The sequence below is a fragment of the Microbacterium sp. AC132 genome, from assembly GCF_979258525.1.
Genome location: NZ_OZ409862.1, coordinates 520,201 through 542,895, shown reverse-complemented (window position 1 = coordinate 542,895; position 22,695 = coordinate 520,201). Strand labels below are relative to the sequence as shown.

The window sequence follows — 22,695 nt, the reverse complement described above, 5'->3', positions numbered from 1 at the left end:
TCGATCCTATCGCGCCCGTGCCGACGCGGCGCCGACTCGCGCGCGTAACACCGCCGAAACCGCGACACGGAAACATGCGGTCATGGAGTCACTGTTCGACGGATACACCTCGCGCCGGTCGCCGCAGCGAGCGGGGGCCGCGCCGTGGGACGAGATGTTCCCTGCCGATGCGCAGCCCGGTGGTGGGGGAGTGCGCCTGCCCTATCAGGACATGTATCCCGCGCTCGCGAGCATGGACGACGCCGAGCTGAGGGCACGGACCGACGCGCTCGCCAGCTCGTACCTCGCGCAGGGCGTGACGTTCGACTTCGCCGGGGAGGAGCGTCCGTTCCCGCTCGACGTGGTGCCTCGCGTGGTCGCCTCCGACGACTGGCGCTATGTCGAGTCGGGGGTGAAGCAGCGGGTGCGTGCGCTCGAGGCCTTCCTCGCCGACGTCTACGGTCGGCAGCACGCGGTGCAGGACGGCGTGATCCCCTCGTCGCTGATCAGCTCCTCCGCGCACTTCCACCGTCAGGCGGCCGGCATCGTCGGAGCGAACGGCGTGCGCATCCATGTCGCGGGGATCGACGTCATCCGCGACGAGCTCGGAGCCTGGCGCGTGCTCGAGGACAACGTGCGCGTGCCGAGCGGCGTCAGCTACGTGCTCGCGAATCGCCGGGTGATGGCGCAGACGCTCCCCGAGCTGTTCACCAGCCTGCGCGTGCGTCCCGTCGTCGACTACCCGGGCCGGCTGCTCCAGGCGCTGCGTGCGGCGGCGCCGGACGGCGTCGATGATCCGACCGTCGTCGTGCTGACCCCCGGGGTGCACAACTCGGCGTACTACGAGCACACCCTGCTCGCTCGCATGATGGGCATCGAGCTCGTCGAAGGACGCGATCTCTTCTGCTCGGGCGGTCGGGTGTGGATGCACACGACCTCGGGGCCGACGCGGGTGGACGTGATCTACCGCAGGGTCGATGACGAGTTCCTCGACCCGCAGCAGTTCCGTCCGGACTCGGTGCTGGGCGCGCCGGGGCTGATGCTCGCGGCGCGCCTCGGCACCGTGACGCTCGCGAACGCCGTCGGCAACGGCGTGGCCGACGACAAGCTCGTGTACACGTACGTCCCCGATCTGATCCGCTACTACCTGGGAGAGGAGCCGGTGATCCCGAACGTCGACACCTGGCGGCTCGAGGAGCCGGACGCGCTGGAGGAGGTGCTCGACAGGCTCGACGAGCTGGTGGTGAAGCCCGTCGACGGATCCGGCGGAAAGGGGCTGGTCGTCGGCCCCGACGCGTCGCGCGAGACGCTGGACGAGCTGCGTCGGTCGCTGCGGGCGGATCCCCGAGGCTGGATCGCCCAGCCGGTCGTGCAGCTCTCGACCATCCCGACGCTCGTGGAGGACGGATTCCGCCCGAGACACGTCGATCTGCGACCCTTCGCCGTGAATGACGGGCACGACATCTGGGTGCTGCCCGGCGGTCTCACGCGCGTCGCTCTGCCCGAGGGGCAGCTCGTCGTGAACTCGAGCCAGGGCGGAGGGTCGAAGGACACCTGGGTGCTGGATCCGTCGCTCTTCACCGGGCCGACGTCGACTCTGGACGGCGACCCGGACGCCGCCGCAGACGAGGTGTCGCTGGCGACCGGGGCGATCGCCGTGGTCGCTCCGGCGCGTGAGGAACCGCATCCGCCCTTCCTCTCGTCTCCGCAGGACGAGGACCTGGACCTGCGTCACCACCAGCAGCAACAGCAGCAACAGCAGCAGCAGCAGGGAGGCGCAGGATGCTGAGTCGCATCGCCGAGGCGCTGTTCTGGATCGGCCGCTACGTCGAGCGCGCCGACGGCACCGCCCGCATCCTCGATGTGCACCTGCAGCTGCTGCTCGAGGATCCGTGGGTCGAGGAGGACACCGCATGTCGGGCGCTCCTGTCGGTGATGGGGACGACGGCGGATGCCGGCACCGTGCTGAGCCGGGACGACGTCGTGCGGCTGCTCGCGCTGGATCGTGAGCACTCCGCGTCGATCGCCCATTCGATCGCGGCGGCGCGGGAGAACGCTCGTCGAGCGCGCGAGATCATCTCGACGGACCTCTGGGAGACGCTGAACGAGTCGAACGCACGGATGCCGCGGCGGATCGCCTCGGACAAGACGCACCCGTTCTTCCGCTGGGTGCGTGATCGGTCGGCGCTGGCCTTCGGGGTCGTCGACTCCTCGACGAGCCGGGATGAGGCCTGGCACTTCTTCGTGCTCGGCCGCTCGATCGAGCGCGCGGACATGACGGCGCGGCTGCTGGCGACGCGGTCGCTGACCGACGCAGGGGGCCGAGCTGGACGACGCTGCTGCGCAGCTGCGGGGCATACGAAGCCCATCTGCGCAGCCACCGGGCGGTGCCCACGGGAGCGTCCGCCGTGGAGTTCCTCCTGATCGACCGGCTGTTCCCCCGATCGGTGCTCTCGAGCATCCTCCAGGCCGAGGAGTGTCTGCGCGGTATCGATCCGGCGGGTGCGTTCGGCGTGCCCGATCGGGCGCATCGCGTCTTGGGACGCATGCGGTCGGAGCTCGAGTACCGACCGATCGGCGACACCGTGCATCGGCTGTCGGAGAGCATGGAGGAGGTCCAGGTGGGGATGTCGGTGGCGAGTGACGCGATCAGGGAGCGGTACTTCCCCTCGATCGCGATGCCGGTGTGGATCGGAGAGGCGCTGTGAGTCGGCTCAAGATCGTTCACCGCACCGGCTTCCGCTACGAGCAGCCGGCGACGGCGTCGTACAACGAGGCGCGGATGCTGCCGCACTCCCGGGACGGACAGTTCGTGCTGCAGGCGACGCTCGACATATCGCCGACCGCGACCCAGCACTCGTACACCGACTACTGGGACACCCGGGTCTCGACGTTCGAGCTGCTGACCCCGCATCAGATGCTCTCGGTCACCGCGACGAGCGTGGTGGATGTGAGGCCGCTGCCGACGGGAGAGGCGGACATCGACTGGGACGAGCTGGCAGCCCGGATACCCCAATCGCTCGAACTCGCGGAATGCGTGGCGCAGACGCCTGCCACCGCTCCCGATGACGAGATGCGCGACCTCGCCCTGCACATCGAAGCGGAGGGTGGTGGCGTCGACGAGACGGCCCGAGAGATCTGCCGCACCGTCGGGGAGGCCATGGAGTATCGCAGCGGCGTCACCGGCGTGAGCTCGACCGCCCGCGACGCGTGGCCCACCCGGTCCGGCGTCTGCCAGGACATCGCTCATGTGGCGCTGGGCGTGCTGCGCGCCGCGGGGATCCCGGCGCGCTACGTGTCGGGGTACCTGCATCCCGATCCGACGGCGGCGATCGGACAGGCTGTGACGGGGGAGTCGCACGCCTGGGTCGAGTGGTACTCCGGCGAGTGGCGCGGATACGACCCCACCAACCTCGTCGACATCGGCGAATCGCACGTCTATGTCGGCCACGGTCGGGACTACGCCGATGTCGCACCGCTGCGCGGGGTGTACGCGGGACCCAGCGCCTCCGAGCTGTTCGTCTCGGTCGAGGTCACGCGCCTCGGCTGAGGCGACGGCGTGGCGGGAGTTCGAGTGGTGGTGCAGGAGAATGAGACGATGACGGATGCATCGATCGAGCGCGAGACGCTCACCTGGGACGGCTTCGGATCCGCGACGCGAGACCTCGCGCGCCGGATCCTGGACAGCGGCTTCATGCCCGAGGTCGTGGTGGCCATCGCGCGGGGCGGTCTGCTGCCTGCCGGTGCCATCGCCTACGGTCTCGGAGCGAAGAACTGCGGTGCGATCAACGTCGAGTTCTACACCGGCATCGGCACGGTGCTCGACGCGCCGGAGGTGCTGCCGCCCGAACTCGACATGGCGTATCTCGACGGTCGACGTGTGCTGCTGGTCGACGACGTCGCAGATTCGGGTCGCACGCTCGCCCTCGCCGTGCAGCTGCTGAAGGACAAGGGCGCCGACGTGCGCTCGGTCACGATCTACACCAAGCCGTCGACGATCATCCAGCCCGACTACGCCTGGAAGGACACCGACCTGTGGATCAACTTCCCCTGGTCGTTCCAGGGCACGGTGCGCGAAGAGGACCTCGGTCTCGCTCCGTCGGCCTGACGAGAGTCACCCGCGCAGCAGCGCCCGCAGGGTCTGGATCGTGTCGGCGTCGGCAGGGTTCTTGTCGGGTCGATAGCCCTTGACTCTCGCGAACCTCAACGCGATGCCTCCGGGGTATCGCGGCGAGCGCTGCACGCCGTCGATCGCGATCTCGACCACGAACTCCGGTCTCAGGAACACCGCGCCCTGAGTGCGCCTCGTCTCGAGCGGCGGGAAGTTCTCCGTCTGCCAGCGCAGCAGCTCGTCGGTGAGCCCCTTGAACGTCTTGCCGACCATGACGAGACCGCCGGGCTCGCCGAACTCGCCGGTCGGGTCGAGTGCGCCGAGGTGCAGGTTCGACAGGAGCCCCTGGCGCCGACCCGACCCCCATTCGGCGGCGAGCACGACCAGGTCGTAGGTGAGCACGGGCTTGACCTTGACCCAGGACTTGCCGCGGCGTCCCGCCGAGTAAGGCGCATCGATCCCTTTGACGAGCACCCCCTCGTGGCCCGCGGCGAGAGCCTCGCGCGACAGCTGCTCGGCCGCTTCGGCGTCGTCGGTGACGATGCCCGGCATACGCCATTCGCCGACGACCCTCTCGAGTTCGGTCAGGCGGGTGGACAGGGGCTCGTCGAGCAGATCGCGTCCGTCGACGTGCAGGATGTCGAAGAACCAGGGCCGCAGCACGAGCTCGCGCGAGACGTCTGCCCCGAACCGCGACATCGTCTGCTGGAACGGCCGAGGGCCGCCGTCTTCGTCGAGTGACAGCGTCTCACCGTCGAGGATCAGATCGTGTGCGGGGAGCGCGCGCACGATCTCGACGATCTCCGGCACCCGGTGGGTGATGTCGGCGAGGCTGCGGGTGTAGACGCTCACATCGTCTCCCTGGCGATGCACCTGGATGCGCGCGCCATCGAGCTTGTACTCGACGGACGCGGTGCCGGTGATGTCGAGCGCGGCGGTCGGGGTGGCCGCGGTCGATGCGAGCATCGGCAGCACGGGGCGACCGACCACCAGGCCGACCGCATCGAGTTCGTCCTCCGTGCCGGTGAGTGCGAGCACGGCGGTCTCGCCCAGGTCGCCGGAGAGCATCGCTGCTCGTCGCACCGATGCCGCCGGGCGATCCGCGGCACGGGCGATGGCATCGAGCAGGACGCCGCCGAGCGCGCCCGTGCGCAGCTCGCCGAGCATGGCCCGCGACAGGAAGTCCCATTCGGGAGCCGTCGCTCGCGACGCGAGAGCCGAGAGGATCGCGGAACGCGCCGCGGCCGACCCCGACCCTGACGAGCCGGTCAAGGCCTCGAACGCGTCATCGACATCACGGATCGACAGCGAGGGCTCGGCAGCGTGCTGCACGTCGAGCGCCGCCACTCCGCGCCAGCCGACACCCAGCCGTCCCTGTCGCGGCGCCGCGAGCAGCAGCCCGACGAGGGCGGGCACGTCGGCAGCGTTAGCGCGTGCGAGCAGCCGGGACACGGCGTCGATCTTCGCCAGGCGCGATGCGGTGGCGGTGACCTCTTCGGCGGTGGAGACGAGCTCCGAGAGCAACATGCAGGCAGTCTCGCACCCGCATCCGACATCGGCGACGGCCTTGCGTCCGTCCGTCCTGCCGCAGTAAGCGGATGCGACTCAGCGGCCGCGGAACTCCGGCGTGCGTTTCTCCTGGAACGCCGCGAACCCCTCGCGGTAGTCGTCGGTGTCGCACAGGGCGGCCTGGGCGGCGTTCTCGAGATCGATCGACTCCCACAGCGCCAGGCGCTCGTCGCGGATCCTGGCGACCAGCTGCTTGCTCGCCAGGAAGGCGGCGGTGGCGCCACGCGCAGCGGTCGCCGCGGCATCCGTCGTCGCCTGCACGACCTCGTCGTCGGGCAGCACCCGGGAGAAGAGCCCCGATGACACGGCCTCGGTGCCGCTCATCAGCCGACCGGTGTAGATGAGGTCGAGTGCCCGGTGCGCCCCGAGACGTTCGACGAAGAGGGCGTGGCCGCCGGAGTCGAGAGTGGCACCGAGCGCGGCGAACGGTGACCCGATCTTGGCCGACTCTGCGACGTACACGACGTCGGTGGCGATGAGGAGTCCGAGGCCGACGCCGAGACAGGCGCCGTGCGCCACCGCGAAGGTCGGGGCGGGGAACCGTGCCATCCGCTGCAGCAGCGGGGTCACGAGCCCGCCGAGATACCCGATCACGTCGTCGTCACGGGGGTCGACGCCCGAGATGTCGCGACCGGCGCAGAAGGCCCGGCCCTCGCCCCGCAGCACCAGCGCGCGCACTCCCGCGGCATCCGCCTCGTCGTAGGCGCGGCCGAGATCGCGGAGCGCCTGCTCGTCGAGTGAATTCCGTTTCGTCGGCGCATTCAGGACGACGGTGGCGACGTCGCCGGCGACGGTCAGATCGATCATCCGATGCTCCTCAGACGTCGTAGTCGACCACGATGCGGTCGCTCGTGGGGTGGGATTGGCAGGTGAGGACGTAGCCGCGCTCGAGCTCATCGGGCTCCAGCGCGTAGTTCTCCGTCATCGTCACGCTGCCCTCGATGACCCTCGCACGGCAGGTTCCGCAGACGCCGCCCGCACACGCGAACGGCGCATCGGGTCGCACCCGCAGAGCAGCATTGAGCACGGACTCGTGCGCGTCGACCGGACTCTCGACGGTCGACGAGACGCCGTCGAGATTCACCTCGATGCGGATCGTCTTCTCGCCCGCGCGCACCTCGACAGGGCGGGCGGCGCGCGCCGGCTCGTCACCCGTCGTGAAGAGCTCGAAGCGGATGTGCTCACGCGGCACACCGACGTCGGCGAGCACGTCTCGGCACAGGTCGATCAGTGAGAGCGGTCCGCACAGGAACCATTCGTCGACGTCGGTCGGATCGATGAGCGCCCCCAGGATGGTGCGCAGCTTCTCCTCGTCGATGCGTCCGGAGAGCACGGGGGCCGTGCGCTGCTCGCGGGACAGCACATGGTGCAGCGTCAGGCGCGTCGGGTAGCGATCCTTGAGGTCGGCGAGATCCTCGAGGAACATCACGTCGAGCGTCGAGCGGTTCGTGTAGAGCAGGGTGAAGCGGGAGGTGTCGGAGCGCGTCAGCACGGTGTGGGCGAGAGCCATCAGCGGCGTGATGCCGGAACCGGCCGCGATGCCCACGACGTGACGCTGATCGAGATCGTCGAGCCCGGAGGTGAACGTGCCCTGCGGACTCATCACGTCGATCTCGAACCCGGGGTGAAGGCCCGTCTGCGCCCAGGTCGAGAAGAGCCCGCCCTCGTCGCGCTTCACGGCGACACTGAGCCGGGTCGGGACACCGGCGGAGATCTGCTCTGCCGTGCGGTGCTCGGGTGCGCGGCACAGCGAGTACGACCGGCGCACCTCCGTGCCGTCGAGCGACGTGCGCAGGGCGACATACTGGCCGGGCAGGTGGTCGTAGTCGTCGGCGAGGTCGGCGGGAACCGAGAAGGTCACCTCGACCGAGTCGTCGGTCAGCGGCCGCACCTCCTCGACGGAGAGGGTGTGGAAGCGCGCGCGCTTCTTCGTCGGCGCGGCGGCTCGACGAGGCGACGGCGCGGGCGTGGGACCGGAGAGGGCGAACAGCGACATCAGTGCACCTTGAAGTGGTCGAAGGGTTCGAGGCAGGCGCGGCATTCGAACAGCGCCTTGCACGAGGTCGAACCGAAGCGCGAGACCTCGCGGGTGTCCAGCGAGCCGCACCGAGGGCACCGCACGCTGATCGCGAGGCGGATCGGGCCGGACGAGATCGCCGAGCGCCCGGTCGGAGGCGCGATGCCGTACTCGGCGAGCTTCTGCCTGCCGGCATCCGACATCCAGTCCGTCGTCCATGCGGGGGAGAGCACGAGCCGGACCTCGACCTGTGAATATCCCGCGGCGGTCAGGGCGAGGATGACGTCGTCGCGGATCGTGTCCATCGCCGGGCATCCGCTGTAGGTCGGGGTGATGTCGACGCGCACCACGTCGCCGTCGACGCTGACCGCGCGCAGCACGCCGAGGTCCTCGATCGTCAGCACGGGCACCTCGGGGTCGGCCACGGCCGCGGCGATCCGCCAGGCGGTTGACCGGGGCGCGGTCTGCAGCGTGCCGGTCACCATGATGCTCCCGGATGCCGTCGCGCCAGGACCTGCATCTCCGCGAGGACATGGCCGAACGGACTCGCGTGCGCTCCTCGCCGTCCTCCGGCCGAGGATGCCGCGACGGCGGGAAGCGTCAGCTCGGCCTCGGCGAAGACGGCGGCGACGACGGCGTCGAAGCCCGCTCGCAGCGTCGACGGACGCGCCGCGGCGTCCCCGAGGCGGTCGATCAGGGGCTCGTCGCGGAAGAGCTCGTCGGCATACGGCCAGACGTCGCCCAGCGCGCGGATCATCCGCCGCCGGGATTCGTCGGTGCCGCCGGCGAGCCGCAGCACCCATTGCACCGCGTGGTCTCGGTGGTAGTCGACCTCTTTGAGGGACTTCTCGGCGATCGCCGCGAGGGTCGGGTCGCTGCTCGCCCGCAGGGCCGAGTACAGCTCGAACATGTAGGTCGACACGACGAACTGACGGGCGATGGTCTGCGCGAAGTCGCCGTTGGGCTGCTCGACGATCCAGGCGCAGCGGAACTCCGGCTCGTCGCGGAAGTACGCGAGGTCGTCTTCGGAGCGTCCGTCGAAAGACCCCGCGAAGTGAAGGAACGAGCGGGCATGCCCGAGCAGGTCGAGCGCGATGTTGCCGAGGGCGACGTCCTCTTCGAGTTCGGGCGCGCGGGAGATCCACTCACCGAGCTGCTGCGACAGGATCAGCGCGTCGTCGCCGAGCCAGAGCGCGTACTCGGCGACGTCGGCGGATGCCGCCGCGGAGCCGGTTCCGGTGAGCTCGTCACCGAGCCGCAGCTCGTCGACCGAGACGTCCCCGTGCGGGTCGCCGTGGATATCGCCCTGGATGTGGCTCACAGGTGCGGCACCCCCTCGGACGCCGTGTAGTACACGGCGTGCCGATAGTTCTTGCCGGCGGGGCTCTCGAAGTAGGCGCCCTTCGCGTCGGGGTCGCTGGTCGTGATCGCCTCGGCGGGCACCGCCCAGATCGACACGCCCTCGCCGCGTCGCGTGTAGAGATCGCGGGCGTTGCGGATGGCCATGTCGGCATCCGGGGCGTGCAGCGACCCGACGTGGACGTGGCTCAGGCCGCGGTTCGCGCGGACGAAGACCTCCCAGAGCGGCCAGGGCTCGCGGTCGTCGGCACCGGGCGTCGCCATCACGCCACCGCCTTCGTCTTCAGCGCCTGCTTGCGGGCGTACTCGGCCGCAGCCTCGCGCACCCACGCGCCGTCCTCATGGGCCGTGCGGCGGCGTTCGAGACGCTCGGCATTGCACGGGCCGTTGCCGCGCAGCACCTCGAAGAACTCGTCCCAGTCGATCTCGCCGATCACGTACTGGCCGGTCTCGTCGTCGAAGCGCAGATCAGGGTCGGGCAGGGTCACGCCGAGGATCTCGGCCTGGGGCACGAGCATGCTGACGAAGCGCTGACGCAGCTCGTCGTTCGTGAAGCGCTTGATCTTCCACTTCATCGACTGCGCGGAGTTGGGGGACTGGTCGTCGGGCGGACCGAACATCGCCAGGCTCGGCCAGTACCAGCGGTTCACGGCATCCTGCGCCATCGTCTTCTGCTCGTCGGTTCCCTGCATCAGCGACAGCAGGATCTCGAATCCCTGGCGCTGATGGAACGACTCCTCCTTGCAGACGCGCACCATCGCGCGGCCGTAGGGCCCGTAGGAGGCGCGGCACAGCGGCACCTGGTTGCAGATGGCGGCTCCGTCGACGAGCCACCCGATCGCCCCCATGTCGGCCCAGGTGGGCGTCGGGTAGTTGAAGATCGACGAGTACTTGGCCTTGCCGCTGATGAGCTGATCCATCATCTCGTCGCGCGTGATGCCGAGCGTCTGTGCGGCGGAGTAGAGATAGAGTCCGTGCCCCGCCTCGTCCTGGACCTTGGCCATCAGGATCGCCTTGCGCTTGAGGCTCGGCGCCCGGGTGATCCAGTTGCCCTCCGGCTGCATGCCGATGATCTCGGAGTGCGCGTGCTGCGAGATCTGACGGATCAGCGTCTTGCGATAGGCATCGGGCATCCAGTCGCGAGGCTCGATGCGCTGCTCGTTCGCGATGAGCTCGTCGAACAGGCGCTCGTCGTCGGACAGCTCTCCGTCGACGAGGGAGAGATCTGCGGGGCTGGTCATCATCGACTCCTCGGTTTCCGATCCGCTTTACTGACCGGTCGTTAGGTAATTCTGACACGGAGGTCGTCGCGGCGCAAGGAAGACCCCCGATGCGGCGCTCGGCGATATGCTCGGAGAGTTGCTCAGCGCGAGCGGGAGACGAGGTCGAGGAGGGCTCTGCCGTACGCCTCGGCGGGATCCGGATGCTCGAAACGCAGGGTCTCGCCGGCGATCTCGACCTCGACCACGAAGGTGTCGGAGAGGCGGCTCAGCGCCCGGAAGGTGCCGCGCAGCAGCTCGCGCAGCTGATCCTCGCGGGGGAGCCACACCGCGTCCGCGAGGGTCACGGCGTCGAGCGCCCACTCCGTCGTGCCGTTGAAGGCGAGGTCGGTGCCGCTCGGGGTCTGGCGGGCCTCGATCGTCATCTCGCTGACCGTGAAGACATCGGCTTCGGCCTCGAGCTCGACATCGTTCGGAAGATCGAGCTGAAAGCGGTCGCCCTCGGCGGGATGCCAAACGAGTCCGGCGTCGCGCAGGGATACGGCCAGTTCTCGGGTGATCATCGTCCCACGCTAGACGACGTCACCGAGGCTCGGCTCGAATCCGCCTGTGGATGGTGGCGCACCGGGTGTCGGAGGCATCGGGCAGAGTGGAGACATGACTTCTCCCGCCTCTGTCGACACCCGCACCGCTGCGCTCTCGGCTCTGCGCGAGCTGGTCGGCCGCCCGGACGCCGACTTCCACGACGGTCAGTACGAGGCGATCGAGGCTCTGGTCGAGGGGCGCCGCCGCGCGCTCGTCGTGCAGCGCACCGGGTGGGGCAAGTCGGCTGTGTACTTCGTCGCGACGCTGCTGCTGCGCCGCCAGGGGGCAGGGCCGACCGTCCTCGTCTCGCCGCTTCTCGCGCTGATGCGCGATCAGATCGCCGCGGCCGAGCGGGCAGGCGTTCGAGCGGTGGCGATCAACTCGACCAACGCGCACGAGTGGTCGGAGGTCATGGAGCAGCTCGACCGAGACGAGGTCGATGTGCTGCTCGTCTCTCCCGAACGACTCAACAATCCCGCGTTCCGCGAGCAGCAGCTGCCGGCGCTCGTTCGACGAATCGGCATGCTGGTGGTCGACGAGGCGCACTGCATCAGCGACTGGGGGCACGACTTCCGCCCCGACTACCGGCGACTGCGCGACCTCATCGAGCAGATGCCGCCCGAGGTGCCCGTGCTCGCGACGACGGCGACCGCGAACAGCAGGGTCGTGGCCGACGTCGCCGAGCAGCTCGGCACGGGAGGGGCGTCGGATGCCGCCGGCTCCGAGGTGCTCACGATCCGCGGCCCGCTCGCGCGCACCTCGCTGCGTCTCGGCGTCCTGCGTCTGCGCGACTCCGCCAGCCGGCTCGCGTGGCTGCTCAGTCATATCGACGACCTGCCCGGTTCGGGCATCATCTACACCCTGACGGTCGCGGCCGCGGTCGACACCGCCCGGCTGCTGCGCGATCACGGGCATGACGTGCGCGCGTACACCGGACAGACGGACACCGACGAGCGCACCGAGTCGGAAGGGATGCTGAAGCGCAACGAGGTCAAGGCCCTCGTCGCCACGAGCGCGCTCGGGATGGGCTTCGACAAGCCGGACCTCGGTTTCGTGCTGCACCTCGGCGCGCCGTCGTCGCCGGTCGCGTACTACCAGCAGGTCGGCCGTGCCGGTCGTGCGAGCGAGAGCGCCGACGTGCTCCTGCTGCCCGGCGTCGAAGACCGCGACATCTGGCACTACTTCGCGACCGCGTCGATGCCGGATCGGGAGCGCGCCGAGCGGGTGATCGCCGCCCTCGGCGATCAGCCCATCTCGACGCCCGCGCTCGAGGCGATGGTCGACATCCGGCGTACTCCGCTCGAACTGCTGCTCAAGGTTCTCGACGTCGACGGCGCGGTGCGCCGGGTGCAGGGCGGGTGGGTCGCGACGGGGCAGCCGTGGGCCTACGACGCCGAGCGCTATGAGCGCATCGCGGCCGAGCGTCGCGCCGAGCAGCAGCACATGATCGACTACGAGCAGACCGACGGATGCCGCATGGAATTCCTCCAGCGCTCACTCGACGACGACACGGCTGCGCCCTGCGGGAGATGCGACAACTGCGCCGGCATCTGGTTCCCGAGCGAGATCGGCGAATCGGCGACGACGCAGGCCGCGGAATCGCTCGATCGCGTCGGTGTCCCGGTCGAGCCTCGCCGCGCCTGGCCGACCGGAGCCGACAAGCTCGACGTGCCGGTGAAGGGGCGCATCCCCGCGGGGGAGCAGGCCGGAGAAGGGCGCGCACTCGCCCGTCTCACCGACCTCGGCTGGGGCGGCACGCTGCGCGAGCTCTTCGCGGCGGGAGCCCCTGACGCGGTGGTGACGCCCCAGGTCCTCGGCGGCTGCGTGCGCGTGCTCGCCGACTGGGGGTGGACCGAGCGCCCCGTCGCGGTCGTCGCCATGCCGTCGCGATCGCATCCGCTGCTCGTCGACTCACTCGCCCGCGGGATCGCCGAGATCGGCCGCCTGCCGTATCTCGGTGCGCTCGACCTCGTGAACGGCGGGCCGACGGGCCAACCCGGTGGCAACAGCGTGTTCCGGCTGGCAGGTCTGTGGGACAGATTCAGCGCGCAGGGCGTCGACGTGCCGACCGGTCCCGTGCTGCTCGTCGACGATCTCGCCGACAGCCGCTGGACGCTCACGGTCGCCGCGCGCACGCTGCGCCAGGCGGGGGCGAGCGACGTGCTCCCGTTCGTGCTCGCGCTGCGCGGCTGACGGCGGGGACACCCGGCTCGAGCCCTACCGCAGGTCGTAGACCCGCTGGTATTTGCCCTCGCTCCGGGGCAGCGTGCCCGGCTCCTCGACCGTCACGTCGACGCTGGTGCCGATGTGCATCTTGATGCGGTGGGTGAGCACCGCAGCGGCGGCATCGCAGTCCTCGGCACTCAGCGACGGGTGTCGCTCGATGCGCACGGTCATCGTGTCGAGCTGCCCGACGTGGTGCAGCTCGAGCACGAAGTGCGGGGTGAGCGTCTCGATGCCCATCACCAGCTCCTCGATCTGGGTGGGGAAGAGGTTCACGCCGCGCAGGATGATCATGTCGTCGTTGCGGCCGGTGATCTTCTCCATGCGTCGAAGCGCCGGAAAGGTGGTTCCCGGCAGCAGGCGCGTCAGATCGCGCGTGCGATACCGGATCACAGGAAAAGCCTCTTTGGTCAGCGACGTGAAGACGAGCTCGCCGAGCGCATCGTCCGGCAGCCGTTCCCCGGTCTCTCCGTCGATGATCTCGGGCAGGAAATGGTCCTCCCAGATGTGCGGGCCGTCTTTCGTGAGCACGCTCTCGCTCGCGACCCCCGGCCCCATCACCTCGCTGAGCCCGTAGATGTCGACGGCATCGATGTTCAGTCGCCGCTCGATCTCACGACGCATCTCGTTCGTCCACGGCTCGGCGCCGAGCACCGCGACGCGCAGCGACGTGGTCGTCGGATCGATGCCCGAGGCTTCCATCGCGTCAGCGATCGTGAGCAGATAACTCGGCGTGCAGAGGATGGCATCCGGTTCGAAATCCCTGATCAGCTGCACCTGCCGGGCGGTCTGCCCTCCCGACACCGGGATCACGGTCGCTCCGAGACGCTCGATCCCGGCATGCGCGCCGAGTCCGCCGGTGAAGAGCCCGTAGCCGTAGGCATTGTGCACCTTCATCCCCGCGCGGATGCCCGCGGCGTGCAGCGACCGCGCCACCAGGTCGCTCCACCGGTCGAGGTCTCCTTCGGTGTAGCCGACCACCGTCGGCCGCCCCGTCGTGCCCGACGACGCGTGGACGCGTCGCACGTCGGCCATCGGCACGGCGAACATGCCGAACGGATAGCTCTCGCGCAGGTCGGCCTTGGTGGTGAACGGCAGACGCCGCACGTCGTCGAGGGTGCGCACGTCGTCGGGGTGCACGCCGTGCTCGTCGAACTTGCGGCGATAGGTCGGCACGTTCTCGTAGGCATGCCGGACGGTCCACTGCAGGCGCTGCAGCTGCAGCCGCGCCAGTCGTTCAGGTGAATGCAGCTCGGCCTCGGCACCGATCTCGGCATGTGTTGCGGTCATCGTCGACTCCTTCGTCGGGGACAGAGCAGTGAGCGTGCGTGCGCTCAGGCGGGGTGCGACCGGTTCGTCGTGAGCGAGCGGCCGCGGACCTCGGCGACGACATCGCCCGATTCGTCGGTCACCGTCACGTCGTACAGGCCGTTGCGTCCGCTGACGACACGGCGCACCGCGCGCGCTGTCAGTCGCTGGCCGGCGGTCGTGGATTTCAGGAAGGTGATGTCGGCACCACCCGCGACCGTGACGCGATCGTCCTCGTTGCAGGCGATCGCGAAGGCGGTGTCGGCGAGGGTGAACACCAGTCCGCCATGCGTGATGGCGAACCCGTTCAGCATGTCGTCGCGCACGGTCATCGAGACGACGGCCTCTCCGGGGGCGTCCTCCTCGACGGTCATGCCGAGCATCTGCGATGCGGCATCGCGCTGCATCATCTCTCTCATGCGGCGACGACCTCGGGTGTCGGCTGCTTGTTCACCAGCGTGAGCACGTCGTAGGTGGCGACGAGCTCGTCGCTCTGATTGCGGATCACCGCGTCCCAGCGCACCTCTCCGTACTCGTCCGTCTCACGCGGCGTGATCTGCTTCGCGGTCAGCTCGACGCGGATCGTGTCGCCGGGGGAGACCGGCGTGATGAATCGCAGATTCTCCAGACCGTAGTTCGCGAGCACGGGTCCGGGCTCCGGATCGACGAAGAGACCCGCGGCCCACGAGACGAGCAGGTAGCCGTGCGCGACCCGTCCGGGGAAGAACGGGTTCGCGGCGGCGGATGCCTCGTCCATGTGGGCGTAGAACGTGTCGCCCGTGAAGTGCGCGAACGTCTCGATGTCGGCGAGGGTCACCTCGCGCGAGCCGGAGACGATCTGGTCGCCGATGCGGAGTTCCGCGAGCGACTTGCGGAACGGATGCCGACCGTCGCTGCGCGCGGCCGCCCCCGCGTGCCAGACACCCGTCAAGGCAGTCAGCATCTCGGGTGAACCCTGCACTGCCGTGCGCTGCATGTGATGCAGCACCGCGCGGATGCCGCCGAGCTCCTCACCGCCGCCGGCTCGACCGGGGCCGCCGTGCACGAGGTTGGGCAGGGGCGATCCGTGCCCGGTCGACGATCGTGCATCGTCGCGGTCGAGCAGCAGCATCCGGCCGTTGAACGGTGCGATGCGCGTGGCGAGCTCGACGGCCTGCGCCGGGTCATGCGTGGCGATGCTGGTGACCAGCGAGCCGCCACCCCGGGCGACGAGCGCTGCGGCCTCGGCGATGGTGTCGTAGGTGAGCAGCGACGACACGGGGCCGAAGGCCTCGATCGAGTGCGCCGCGTCGGACTGCGAGTCCTCGAAGCGCAGCAGCAGCGGCGACACGAAGGCTCCGTCGGGTGCGGTGCCGGTGCTGCCGTCTGCGCGGCGGACCTCGGGAGCATCCGTCGTCCCGACGACGACCTGCCCGCCCGCCGCCTGCAGGCGATCCACCTGGCGCAGCACCTCATCGCGCTGCCCCGTCGAGGCCAGGGGACCCATGGTGACGCCCTCGGCGCGGGGGTCGCCCAGCACGGTCTTCTCGGCGAGGCGCGCCTGCACGGCGCCGATGATCGCGTCGGCCGAGCCCGCCGGCACGATCGCACGCCGGATGGCCGTGCACTTCTGGCCGGCCTTGCTCGTCATCTCGGTGACGAGCTGGCGCACGTAGGCGTCGAACTCCGGGGTTCCCTCGATCGCGTCGGTGCCGAGCACCGAGGCGTTGATCGAGTCGGTCTCGGCGGTGAACCGCACGCCGCCGGTCTGCACCGCGGCGTGGGCTTTGAGGCTCTCCGCGGTCGACGCGCTGCCGGTGAACCCGACGATGTCGCCGAGCCGCAGGTTCTCGAACAGGTCAGGCACGCTGCCGCTGACGAGCTGCAGCGATCCGTCGGGCAGCAGTCCCGATTCGACGAGGATGCGCACCATCGCCTCGGCGACGTAGCCGGTGGGCGTCGCGGGCTTCACGAGCGTCGGCATGCCGGCGAGGAACGCGGGTGCGAACTTCTCGAGCGAACCCCACACCGGGAAGTTGAACGCGTTGATCTGCACAGCGACCCCGGGGAGCGTCGTGTAGACATGACGACCCAGGAACGACCCGTCCTTCGACAGCGGCTCCACGGGGCCGTCGACATGCACGCGGCTGTTCGGCAGCTCGCGGCGGCCCTTGCCCGAGTACGAGAAGAGCACGCCGATGCCGCCGTCGATGTCGACCCACGAGTCGGCCTTCGTGGCGCCGGTACGGGCGGACAGCGCATACAGCTCGTCCTTGCGCTCGGTGAGAGCGAGGGCGAACTGCTTCAGCAGCACGGCCCGCTGGTGGAACGTGAGCGCACCGAGGCTCTTCTGCCCGACGGAGCGGGCGTACTCCAGTGCCCCGGCCAGGTCGAGGCCCACGGACGACACGACGGCGACGACGTCGCCGGTGGACGCATCGCGGACCTCTGTGGATCGCGTGGGTGACGACGGCGTCCACCACTCGCCCTGGACGTAGCTCGGCAGATACTCGGTCATCTCTCCTCGTTCCATGCGTAGAACCCTTCGCCGCTCTTGCGGCCCAGCTTTCCCTCGGCGACCATGCGGCGCAGCAGTTCCGGTGCAGCGAATCGCTCGCCGAGCGTGCGCTCCAGCTCTTCGGCGATGCCGAGGCGTACATCGAGCCCGACGATGTCGGTGGTGCGCAGCGGACCCATCGGATGCCGATACCCGAGCGTCATCGCGGCATCGATGTCGGCGGCCGAGGCGACGCCCTCCTCGAGCATCCGGATCGCCTCGAGGCCCAGCATCACGCCCAGCCGCGACGACGCGAAGCCCGGGGAGTCGCTGACGACGATCGGCGTCTTGCCGAGGGCGGCCACCCAGGCGGTGGCGCTCTCGACGACCGACCGGTCGGTCGCTGCGCCGCGCACGACCTCGACTAGGGCCGACGCGGGCACCGGATTGAAGAAGTGCAGGCCGAGGAATCGCTCCGGATGCCTGCGGCCCGCAGCGAGATCGTCGATCGAGATCGACGAGGTGTTGCTCGCCAGAACCGCCGACGGGGGCAGCACGGCTTCGGCCCGCGACAGTGCGTCCTCCTTGAGGGCCCGGTCTTCGGGAACCGCCTCGATCGCGAGGTCGACCGCGGCGAAGGCTCCGGGATCGACGCCGGTCGTGATGCGCGCGGTCAATTCGGCCTCGTCGAGAGAGGGGTCGCGGTCGACGGATCTGCGGATGCTGCCGCCGATGCGGGTCAGCGCCGCATCGGCGCTCGCCGCATCGCGCTCGATCACGCTGACGTGAGATCCGGCGAGCAGGAACGCATGTGCGATGCCGGCTCCCATGCGGCCGCCTCCGAGCACGCCGACCCGATTCGGGGCGCTGCCGATGTCGCTCATCGTCTCTTCTCCAGGAAGTCGGTCATGCGGCGGATCTTCTCGGGCGACTCGAACAGCTCGGCCTGCAGTTCGACCTCGATCGCCGGGTGGCCTGCTCGCGGAGTGCGCAGAGCGCGTTTGATGTGCTGCGTCGCGAGGGGATCGTTCGCCGCGATGCGATCGACGATCCGGTGTGCGGCCGCGAGCAGCTCGTCGGCCGGATGGAGCGACGACACGAGTCCCCACCTCAGCGCCTCTTCGGCATCCAGAGCTCGGCCGGTGAGGAGCAGCTCGCTCGCCCTCGCGTCTCCGACGATCTCGGGCAGGCGCCAGGTCGCGCCGGCTGCGGCGATGATGCCGAGCCCGGTCTCGGGGTTGCCGATGCGGAGGGACGGCGTCGCGATGCGGATGTCGGCGGCGTAGGCGAGTTCGGCTCCGCCCCCGAGCGCGTATCCGTCGAGTGCGGCGATCACCGGCATCGGGAGATCATGGATGCGGATGAATGCGGTCGCATTGATGGCGCGTCGGGCGTCGTCGGCGGTGCGATCGCGCAGCTGGGCGATGTCGGCGCCCGCCGCGAAGACGCCGTCGGTGCCGGTGATGATCAGCGTGCGCGGCGTCCGCTCGAGCAGCGCGCAGAGGTCGTGCAGCGCGTCGATCGTCGCCTGGTCGATGGCGTTGCGCTTCTCGGGCCGGTCGAGCGTGGCGACCACCCGGTCTCGATGCTCCTCGATGCGCAGAGTCATGTCAGACGCTCCACGATCATCGCGGTGCCCTGACCCACGCCGACGCACATCGTGGCCAGACCGTAGCGCGCGTTCTCGCGCTCGAGTCGGCCGAGCAGTGTGACGATCAGGCGGGATCCGCTGGAGCCGAGGGGATGGCCGAGCGCGATGGCTCCGCCGTCGGCGTTGACGATCGACGGGTCGAGTCCGAGGCGGCGGATGCAGGCGAGGGACTGCGTGGCGAAGGCCTCGTTGAGCTCGACGGCTCCGAGGTCGCCGACCTGTAGGCCCGCCTTCGCGAGCGCTTTCTGCGTTGCCGGCACGGGACCCAGGCCCATGATCTCGGGGGCGAGCGCGGCGGTCGCCGAGGCGACGATCCGTGCGCGCGGACGAAGGCCATGTCGCTCGACCGCCTCGGCGCTCGCCACGATGATCGCCGAGGCTCCGTCGTTCAAGGAACTGGAGTTGCCCGCCGTGACGACCTGGCCGCCTGCGACGACCGGACGGAGTGCGGCCAGCGCGTCGAGCGTGCTGTCCCTGCGCGGGCCTTCGTCGGTGTCGACGAGTCCGCGGCCCGTCTCGACGCCCACGATCTCCGGGGCGAGGCGTCCCCCGTCGATCGCCGAGATGGCGCGCTGATGGCTCAGAAGCGCGAAGGCGTCGGCATCCGCTCTGGTGATCCCGTCGATGCGTGCGACCTCTTCGGCGGTCTCGGGCATCGAGAACGTGGCTTTGTCGCGGGCGCTCAGCCGCGGGTTCGTGAAGCGCCAGCCGATCGATGTGTCGAAGGCCGCGCCGGGCTTGGCCCATGCCCGCTCGGGCTTCGCCTGCACCCAGGGCGCGCGTGTCATGGACTCGACGCCACCCGCGACGATGAGGTCGGCGTCCCCTGCGCGCACGGCGTTCGCGGCGAGTGCGATGGCTGACATCCCCGAGGCGCAGAGGCGGTTGACGGTCAATCCGGGGATCGAATCGGGGAGGCCCGCGAGCAGCACGGCCATCCGTGCGACGTTGCGGTTGTCCTCGCCCGCCTGATTCGCGGCGCCGAGGATCACCTCGTCGATGTCGTCGCCGGGGATGGCGGCTCGCGAGACTGTGGCGGCGACGACGAGGGCCGCCAGATCGTCCGGACGGATGCCGGCGAGTGCGCCTCCGTAGCGACCGACGGGGGTGCGGACCCCGTCGACGAGATAGGCCTCGGACATCGTCATCCTCTCGAACGCCCACGCTGGCGATATTTTCAGACCGATCGGTCAGGAATACGATCTCAGATCCTTCCGCGAATGGCAACTCATCCGGACTGACAGACTGGGCCCATGGCAGAGCCCGGAATCCAGGCGCCGGCCCCCAAGCGCGGCCGGCCAGGTTATGACCGCGAGCAGGTGCTCGCGGTCGCCGTCAAGGTCTTCAACGAGCACGGCTACGACGCGACGAGCGTGGCCGACCTCAGCGCGACGCTGGGGCTGACGAAGTCGGCGCTGTACCACCACTTCGAATCCAAGTCGGCGATCCTCGAGCTCGCGCTGAACGATGCGCTCGATGCGCTCGAGGCCGTCGTCGATGATGCGACCGCGCAGCACTCGCTGGCCTCCGACCGGCTGCGGGCGATCATCCGCGGCGCGGTGCGGGTGCTCACCGAGAAGCTCCCCTCGGTGACGCTGCTGCTGCGCGTGCGGGGGAACGGCGATGTCGAGACCTCCGCGCTGGTGCGCAGACGTGCGTTCGACCAGCGCGTGACCGCGATCGTGTCGGAAGCGCAGACCGAGGGGCTGATCCGTGACGACGTCGATGCGGCGGTCGCCACCAGGCTCATCTTCGGGATGATCAACTCGGTCGTCGAGTGGTATCGACCCGGGGGTCCCGTCGATCCCGACGAGCTGGGGGAGGACATCCTGCGGGTGAGCCTCGACGGGCTGCAGTCCCGCTGAGCGGGCTCAGTCGTCGGCCGGCGCCACGCGGGGAGGCCAGCTGGTCGCTCCGAGCTCGCGGGAGATGTTGCGCGCCGTCTCGCGCAGCGCGTTGAGCACCGCGTCCGAGGCGGGAGCCTGCGATGTGGGCATCACGACGGCGACCGCGGCGACGATGTCGTTCGACGCGTCGGCGACCGGCGCGGCGACGGACGACTCTCCGAGCACGGCCTCATCGGTCTCCGAGGCGCTGCCCCGCTCGGCGATGGCCGGCAGGTCGAGCAGCAGTCGGGCGACGTCGGTGATCGTGTCCCCGGTGAGGCTGTGCAGCGGCCGCTCGAAGACGGTGCGCTGGAAGCCGAGGTCGTGCGCCAGCAGGACCTTTCCCATCGCGGAGGCATGCGCGGGGATCGCCACGCCGGTCTCGAGCATCTGCTGGCTGTCGTCCGGACGCAGGTCGTGGTGGATCACGAGCACCTCGTGGAAGTGCGGCGCCCCGAGGCGCACCGGCAGGTTCGTGCGGCGTGCGAGCTCCTGCGTCCACCGCATGGCTCTGGCCCGGACGTCGAGGGTGTCGAGGTAGACGTTGCTCAGCCGCAGCAGGGTGGGACCGAGCATGTAGCGCTGCCCGCCGCGCTCCTTCGCGACGAGTCCGTGCTCGCGCAGGGACTTGACGATCCCGTGCACGGTCGACGGGGGAAGGCTCAGGGCGAGCGCGAGATCCGTGATGCCGAGATGGCGCGCACCCTGCAGCAGCTCGAGCACTTTCGCTGCGCGATCGATGGCTTGGATCATCGCGGCTCCTCTCTCCGGATCGTCGTCGAGCCGGGCGGTCGCATCGGTCGTCAGGTCGATCTTGACAACTCGACTGCGCCCGAGCATATTCGACATTGACGAATAACTTTCCAATATTGCGAAAGAGCGCCGCCGTAGAGATCAAAGGAGATCGAACGATGAAGAAGCTCATCAACAACCCCGCCGATGTGCTGGTCGAGTCGCTGCGCGGCGTCGCGCTCGCGCATCCGGAGCTCTCGGTCGACCTCGAGACGCACGTGATCACCCGCTCGACGCCGAAGGCGGAGGGGAAGGTCGCGATCGTCTCGGGTGGAGGGTCCGGCCACGAACCGCTGCATGGGGGATACGTGGGCCTCGGCATGCTCGACGCCGCCGTCGCCGGCGAGGTCTTCACCTCGCCCACCCCCGATCGAGTGCAGGCCGCCACGAAGGCCGTCGATCGCGGGGCCGGTGTGCTGCACATCGTGAAGAACTACACGGGAGACGTGCTCAACTTCGAGATGGCGGCGGAGCTCGCCTCGATGGAGGGCATCGAGGTCGGCACCGTGATCGTCGATGACGATGTCGCCGTGCAGGACTCGCTCTACACGGCAGGGCGTCGTGGCGTCGGACTCACGGTGCTGCTCGAAAAGCTGGTCGGCGCCGCGGCTGAAGAGGGGCAGGATCTCGACGCCGTCGTCGCCCTCGCGAAGCGCATCAACGGACAGGGGCGGTCGATGGGCATGGCGCTCACCAGCTGCACGGTTCCCGCAGCGGGCAAGCCGACGTTCGATCTGCCCGAGGACCAGATGGAGATCGGCATCGGCATCCATGGCGAGCCCGGTCGGCACCGGGAGCCACTGGCGCCGGCATCCGAGATCGCCCGGCAGCTCGTGGAGCCGATCCTCGCCGATCTCGACGTCTCAGGTCCCGCCATCGTGATGCTCAACGGCATGGGCGGATCCCCGCTGATCGAGCTGTATCTGATGTACGGCGAGGTGGCCGCGCTGCTCGAGCAGGCGGGAGTGCAGATCGCCCGCAACCTGGTCGGCGACTACATCACCTCGCTCGACATGGCCGGCTGCTCGCTCACGGTGCTGAAGGCCGACGACGAGCTGCTCAGGCTGTGGGACGCACCCGTCAACACCCCCGGACTGCGGTGGGGTGCATGATGGCGGCGATCGACACCGCGGCCCTGGCCGACTGGATCCGGCGGTTCCGCGACGTCATCGCCGAGAAGCGCGAATGGCTCACCGAGCTGGACTCGGCGATCGGAGACGCCGACCACGGCGCGAACATGGCCCGTGGCATGGATGCGGTCGTGGCGAAGCTCGACTCGGGTGTGCCCGACACGGTCGACGAGCTGCTCAAGACCGTCGGCATGACTCTCGTGAGCTCGGTCGGAGGCGCCAGCGGGCCGCTCTACGGCACGCTGTTCCTGCGGATGGGGATGGCTGCAGGGCCCGTGACCGAGCTCGATGGCGCCGGACTCGGCGGCTCGCTGCGTGCCGGCCTCGATGGCATCGTCGCTCGCGGCAAGGCCGAGGCCGGCGACAAGACCATGTTCGACGCCATGGCG

General features: G+C 69.6%; 21 protein-coding genes and 2 pseudogenes. 8 read left to right on the top strand and 15 right to left on the bottom strand.

The annotated features are described in order from the left end of the window. Positions 1–82 precede the first annotated feature (82 nt). The 4 genes and pseudogenes from ACZZZQ_RS02540 to ACZZZQ_RS02525 all read left to right on the top strand — a co-directional run bounded on the left by ACZZZQ_RS02540 (position 83) and on the right by ACZZZQ_RS02525 (position 4,087). Positions 83–1,768 carry a circularly permuted type 2 ATP-grasp protein gene (locus tag ACZZZQ_RS02540; protein WP_463506821.1) on the top strand — a complete coding sequence of 562 codons (1,686 nt, stop codon included), beginning with the start codon at positions 83–85 and terminating at the stop codon, positions 1,766–1,768. After that, positions 1,762–2,687, top strand: a pseudogene (locus ACZZZQ_RS02535) (alpha-E domain-containing protein). The gene ACZZZQ_RS02540 and the pseudogene ACZZZQ_RS02535 overlap by 7 nt, the downstream one beginning before the upstream one ends. Then, complete coding sequence (locus ACZZZQ_RS02530; protein WP_053095423.1) at positions 2,684–3,529, top strand: transglutaminase family protein; 846 nt, start codon at positions 2,684–2,686, stop codon at positions 3,527–3,529. The pseudogene ACZZZQ_RS02535 and the gene ACZZZQ_RS02530 overlap by 4 nt, the downstream one beginning before the upstream one ends. Positions 3,530–3,577: 48 nt before the next feature. Beyond that, positions 3,578–4,087 (top strand): phosphoribosyltransferase, encoded by a 510-nt coding sequence (locus tag ACZZZQ_RS02525; protein ID WP_053099026.1) that lies wholly within the window; start codon positions 3,578–3,580, stop codon positions 4,085–4,087. A 6-nt stretch (positions 4,088–4,093) separates the two neighbouring features. Here the strand turns inward: ACZZZQ_RS02525 and ACZZZQ_RS02520 are convergent, their stop codons facing one another. The 8 genes from ACZZZQ_RS02520 to ACZZZQ_RS02485 form a co-directional block, all read right to left on the bottom strand. Beyond that, the gene (locus ACZZZQ_RS02520) at positions 4,094–5,617 is read right to left on the bottom strand and encodes an ATP-dependent DNA ligase (RefSeq protein ID WP_463506820.1); all 1,524 of its coding nucleotides are present in this window, start codon (positions 5,615–5,617) and stop codon (positions 4,094–4,096) included. Positions 5,618–5,695: 78 nt separating this feature from the next. Further along, a complete protein-coding gene (locus tag ACZZZQ_RS02515; protein ID WP_463506819.1) occupies positions 5,696–6,466 on the bottom strand; it encodes an enoyl-CoA hydratase/isomerase family protein in 771 nt (256 codons plus the stop codon). A 10-nt stretch (positions 6,467–6,476) separates the two neighbouring features. After that, entirely contained in the window at positions 6,477–7,655 is a 1,179-nt protein-coding gene (gene paaE / locus ACZZZQ_RS02510) for a 1,2-phenylacetyl-CoA epoxidase subunit PaaE (protein WP_463506818.1), read from the bottom strand. Further along, entirely contained in the window at positions 7,655–8,161 is a 507-nt protein-coding gene (paaD, locus tag ACZZZQ_RS02505) for a 1,2-phenylacetyl-CoA epoxidase subunit PaaD (protein ID WP_295102221.1), read from the bottom strand. Before paaD ends, paaE begins: the two co-directional genes overlap by 1 nt. Then, the gene (gene paaC / locus ACZZZQ_RS02500; RefSeq protein WP_463506817.1) at positions 8,155–8,997 is read right to left on the bottom strand and encodes a 1,2-phenylacetyl-CoA epoxidase subunit PaaC; all 843 of its coding nucleotides are present in this window, start codon (positions 8,995–8,997) and stop codon (positions 8,155–8,157) included. Before paaC ends, paaD begins: the two co-directional genes overlap by 7 nt. Then, positions 8,994–9,299, bottom strand: coding sequence for a 1,2-phenylacetyl-CoA epoxidase subunit PaaB (gene paaB, locus ACZZZQ_RS02495; RefSeq protein WP_053095429.1), 306 nt, complete (start codon positions 9,297–9,299; stop codon positions 8,994–8,996). The genes paaC and paaB overlap by 4 nt, the downstream gene beginning before the upstream one ends. Then, a complete protein-coding gene (paaA, locus tag ACZZZQ_RS02490; protein WP_400340542.1) occupies positions 9,299–10,276 on the bottom strand; it encodes a 1,2-phenylacetyl-CoA epoxidase subunit PaaA in 978 nt (325 codons plus the stop codon). Before paaA ends, paaB begins: the two co-directional genes overlap by 1 nt. A gap of 122 nt (positions 10,277–10,398) precedes the next feature. Beyond that, entirely contained in the window at positions 10,399–10,818 is a 420-nt protein-coding gene (locus tag ACZZZQ_RS02485; protein WP_394195366.1) for a pilus assembly protein CpaE, read from the bottom strand. A gap of 94 nt (positions 10,819–10,912) precedes the next feature. On the opposite strand from ACZZZQ_RS02485, the gene ACZZZQ_RS02480 reads away from it, so the two are divergent. After that, positions 10,913–13,033: a RecQ family ATP-dependent DNA helicase gene (locus tag ACZZZQ_RS02480; protein ID WP_463506816.1), complete on the top strand. Its 2,121-nt coding sequence runs from the start codon at positions 10,913–10,915 to the stop codon at positions 13,031–13,033. A 24-nt stretch (positions 13,034–13,057) separates the two neighbouring features. On the opposite strand, the gene paaK is transcribed toward ACZZZQ_RS02480, so the two are convergent. From paaK to ACZZZQ_RS02450, 6 genes are read right to left on the bottom strand one after another with little or no spacing between them, the layout of a single operon-like run. Then, positions 13,058–14,353 (bottom strand): phenylacetate--CoA ligase PaaK, encoded by a 1,296-nt coding sequence (paaK, locus tag ACZZZQ_RS02475; RefSeq protein ID WP_363522020.1) that lies wholly within the window; start codon positions 14,351–14,353, stop codon positions 13,058–13,060. Between the two features lie 44 nt (positions 14,354–14,397). Further along, positions 14,398–14,781: a hydroxyphenylacetyl-CoA thioesterase PaaI gene (paaI, locus tag ACZZZQ_RS02470; protein WP_082297754.1), complete on the bottom strand. Its 384-nt coding sequence runs from the start codon at positions 14,779–14,781 to the stop codon at positions 14,398–14,400. Between the two features lie 5 nt (positions 14,782–14,786). Then, entirely contained in the window at positions 14,787–16,868 is a 2,082-nt protein-coding gene (gene paaZ / locus ACZZZQ_RS02465) for a phenylacetic acid degradation bifunctional protein PaaZ (protein WP_431738398.1), read from the bottom strand. Beyond that, a complete protein-coding gene (locus ACZZZQ_RS02460; protein ID WP_431738397.1) occupies positions 16,865–17,731 on the bottom strand; it encodes a 3-hydroxyacyl-CoA dehydrogenase family protein in 867 nt (288 codons plus the stop codon). The genes paaZ and ACZZZQ_RS02460 overlap by 4 nt, the downstream gene beginning before the upstream one ends. Further along, positions 17,728–18,456, bottom strand: a complete 729-nt coding sequence (locus ACZZZQ_RS02455) for an enoyl-CoA hydratase/isomerase family protein (protein ID WP_463506815.1) — start codon at positions 18,454–18,456, stop codon at positions 17,728–17,730. The genes ACZZZQ_RS02460 and ACZZZQ_RS02455 overlap by 4 nt, the downstream gene beginning before the upstream one ends. Next, a complete protein-coding gene (locus tag ACZZZQ_RS02450; protein WP_463506814.1) occupies positions 18,453–19,640 on the bottom strand; it encodes a thiolase family protein in 1,188 nt (395 codons plus the stop codon). The genes ACZZZQ_RS02455 and ACZZZQ_RS02450 overlap by 4 nt, the downstream gene beginning before the upstream one ends. Positions 19,641–19,751: 111 nt before the next feature. Here ACZZZQ_RS02450 and ACZZZQ_RS02445 point away from each other — a divergent pair, with 111 nt between their 5' ends. After that, positions 19,752–20,363: a TetR/AcrR family transcriptional regulator gene (locus ACZZZQ_RS02445; RefSeq protein ID WP_053095438.1), complete on the top strand. Its 612-nt coding sequence runs from the start codon at positions 19,752–19,754 to the stop codon at positions 20,361–20,363. A 6-nt stretch (positions 20,364–20,369) separates the two neighbouring features. Here ACZZZQ_RS02445 and ACZZZQ_RS02440 read toward each other — a convergent pair whose 3' ends face one another. Next, complete coding sequence (locus ACZZZQ_RS02440) at positions 20,370–21,137, bottom strand: IclR family transcriptional regulator (protein ID WP_053099028.1); 768 nt, start codon at positions 21,135–21,137, stop codon at positions 20,370–20,372. Between the two features lie 158 nt (positions 21,138–21,295). Between ACZZZQ_RS02440 and dhaK the strand changes: the two genes are divergently transcribed. Both dhaK and dhaL read left to right on the top strand, forming a co-directional pair. Next, on the top strand, positions 21,296–22,288 hold the full coding sequence (dhaK, locus tag ACZZZQ_RS02435; RefSeq protein WP_056277499.1) for a dihydroxyacetone kinase subunit DhaK: 993 nt from the start codon (positions 21,296–21,298) through the stop codon (positions 22,286–22,288). After that, positions 22,285–22,671, top strand: a pseudogene (gene dhaL, locus ACZZZQ_RS02430) (dihydroxyacetone kinase subunit DhaL); the annotation flags it as partial. The gene dhaK and the pseudogene dhaL, both read left to right, overlap by 4 nt. Between the last annotated feature and the right edge of the window lie 24 nt (positions 22,672–22,695).

Coding starts and splice junctions, on each gene's coding strand:
- ACZZZQ_RS02540 (WP_463506821.1), top strand. CDS start 83: ATGGAGTCACTGTTCGACGGATACACCTCGCGCCGGTCGCCGCAGCGA.
- ACZZZQ_RS02525 (WP_053099026.1), top strand. CDS start 3,578: ATGACGGATGCATCGATCGAGCGCGAGACGCTCACCTGGGACGGCTTC.
- ACZZZQ_RS02520 (WP_463506820.1), bottom strand. CDS start 5,617: ATGTTGCTCTCGGAGCTCGTCTCCACCGCCGAAGAGGTCACCGCCACC.
- ACZZZQ_RS02515 (WP_463506819.1), bottom strand. CDS start 6,466: ATGATCGATCTGACCGTCGCCGGCGACGTCGCCACCGTCGTCCTGAAT.
- paaE (WP_463506818.1), bottom strand. CDS start 7,655: ATGTCGCTGTTCGCCCTCTCCGGTCCCACGCCCGCGCCGTCGCCTCGT.
- paaD (WP_295102221.1), bottom strand. CDS start 8,161: ATGGTGACCGGCACGCTGCAGACCGCGCCCCGGTCAACCGCCTGGCGG.
- paaB (WP_053095429.1), bottom strand. CDS start 9,299: ATGGCGACGCCCGGTGCCGACGACCGCGAGCCCTGGCCGCTCTGGGAG.
- paaA (WP_400340542.1), bottom strand. CDS start 10,276: ATGACCAGCCCCGCAGATCTCTCCCTCGTCGACGGAGAGCTGTCCGAC.
- ACZZZQ_RS02485 (WP_394195366.1), bottom strand. CDS start 10,818: ATGATCACCCGAGAACTGGCCGTATCCCTGCGCGACGCCGGACTCGTT.
- ACZZZQ_RS02480 (WP_463506816.1), top strand. CDS start 10,913: ATGACTTCTCCCGCCTCTGTCGACACCCGCACCGCTGCGCTCTCGGCT.
- paaK (WP_363522020.1), bottom strand. CDS start 14,353: ATGACCGCAACACATGCCGAGATCGGTGCCGAGGCCGAGCTGCATTCA.
- paaI (WP_082297754.1), bottom strand. CDS start 14,781: ATGATGCAGCGCGATGCCGCATCGCAGATGCTCGGCATGACCGTCGAG.
- paaZ (WP_431738398.1), bottom strand. CDS start 16,868: ATGACCGAGTATCTGCCGAGCTACGTCCAGGGCGAGTGGTGGACGCCG.
- ACZZZQ_RS02460 (WP_431738397.1), bottom strand. CDS start 17,731: ATGAGCGACATCGGCAGCGCCCCGAATCGGGTCGGCGTGCTCGGAGGC.
- ACZZZQ_RS02455 (WP_463506815.1), bottom strand. CDS start 18,456: ATGACTCTGCGCATCGAGGAGCATCGAGACCGGGTGGTCGCCACGCTC.
- ACZZZQ_RS02450 (WP_463506814.1), bottom strand. CDS start 19,640: ATGTCCGAGGCCTATCTCGTCGACGGGGTCCGCACCCCCGTCGGTCGC.
- ACZZZQ_RS02445 (WP_053095438.1), top strand. CDS start 19,752: ATGGCAGAGCCCGGAATCCAGGCGCCGGCCCCCAAGCGCGGCCGGCCA.
- ACZZZQ_RS02440 (WP_053099028.1), bottom strand. CDS start 21,137: ATGATCCAAGCCATCGATCGCGCAGCGAAAGTGCTCGAGCTGCTGCAG.
- dhaK (WP_056277499.1), top strand. CDS start 21,296: ATGAAGAAGCTCATCAACAACCCCGCCGATGTGCTGGTCGAGTCGCTG.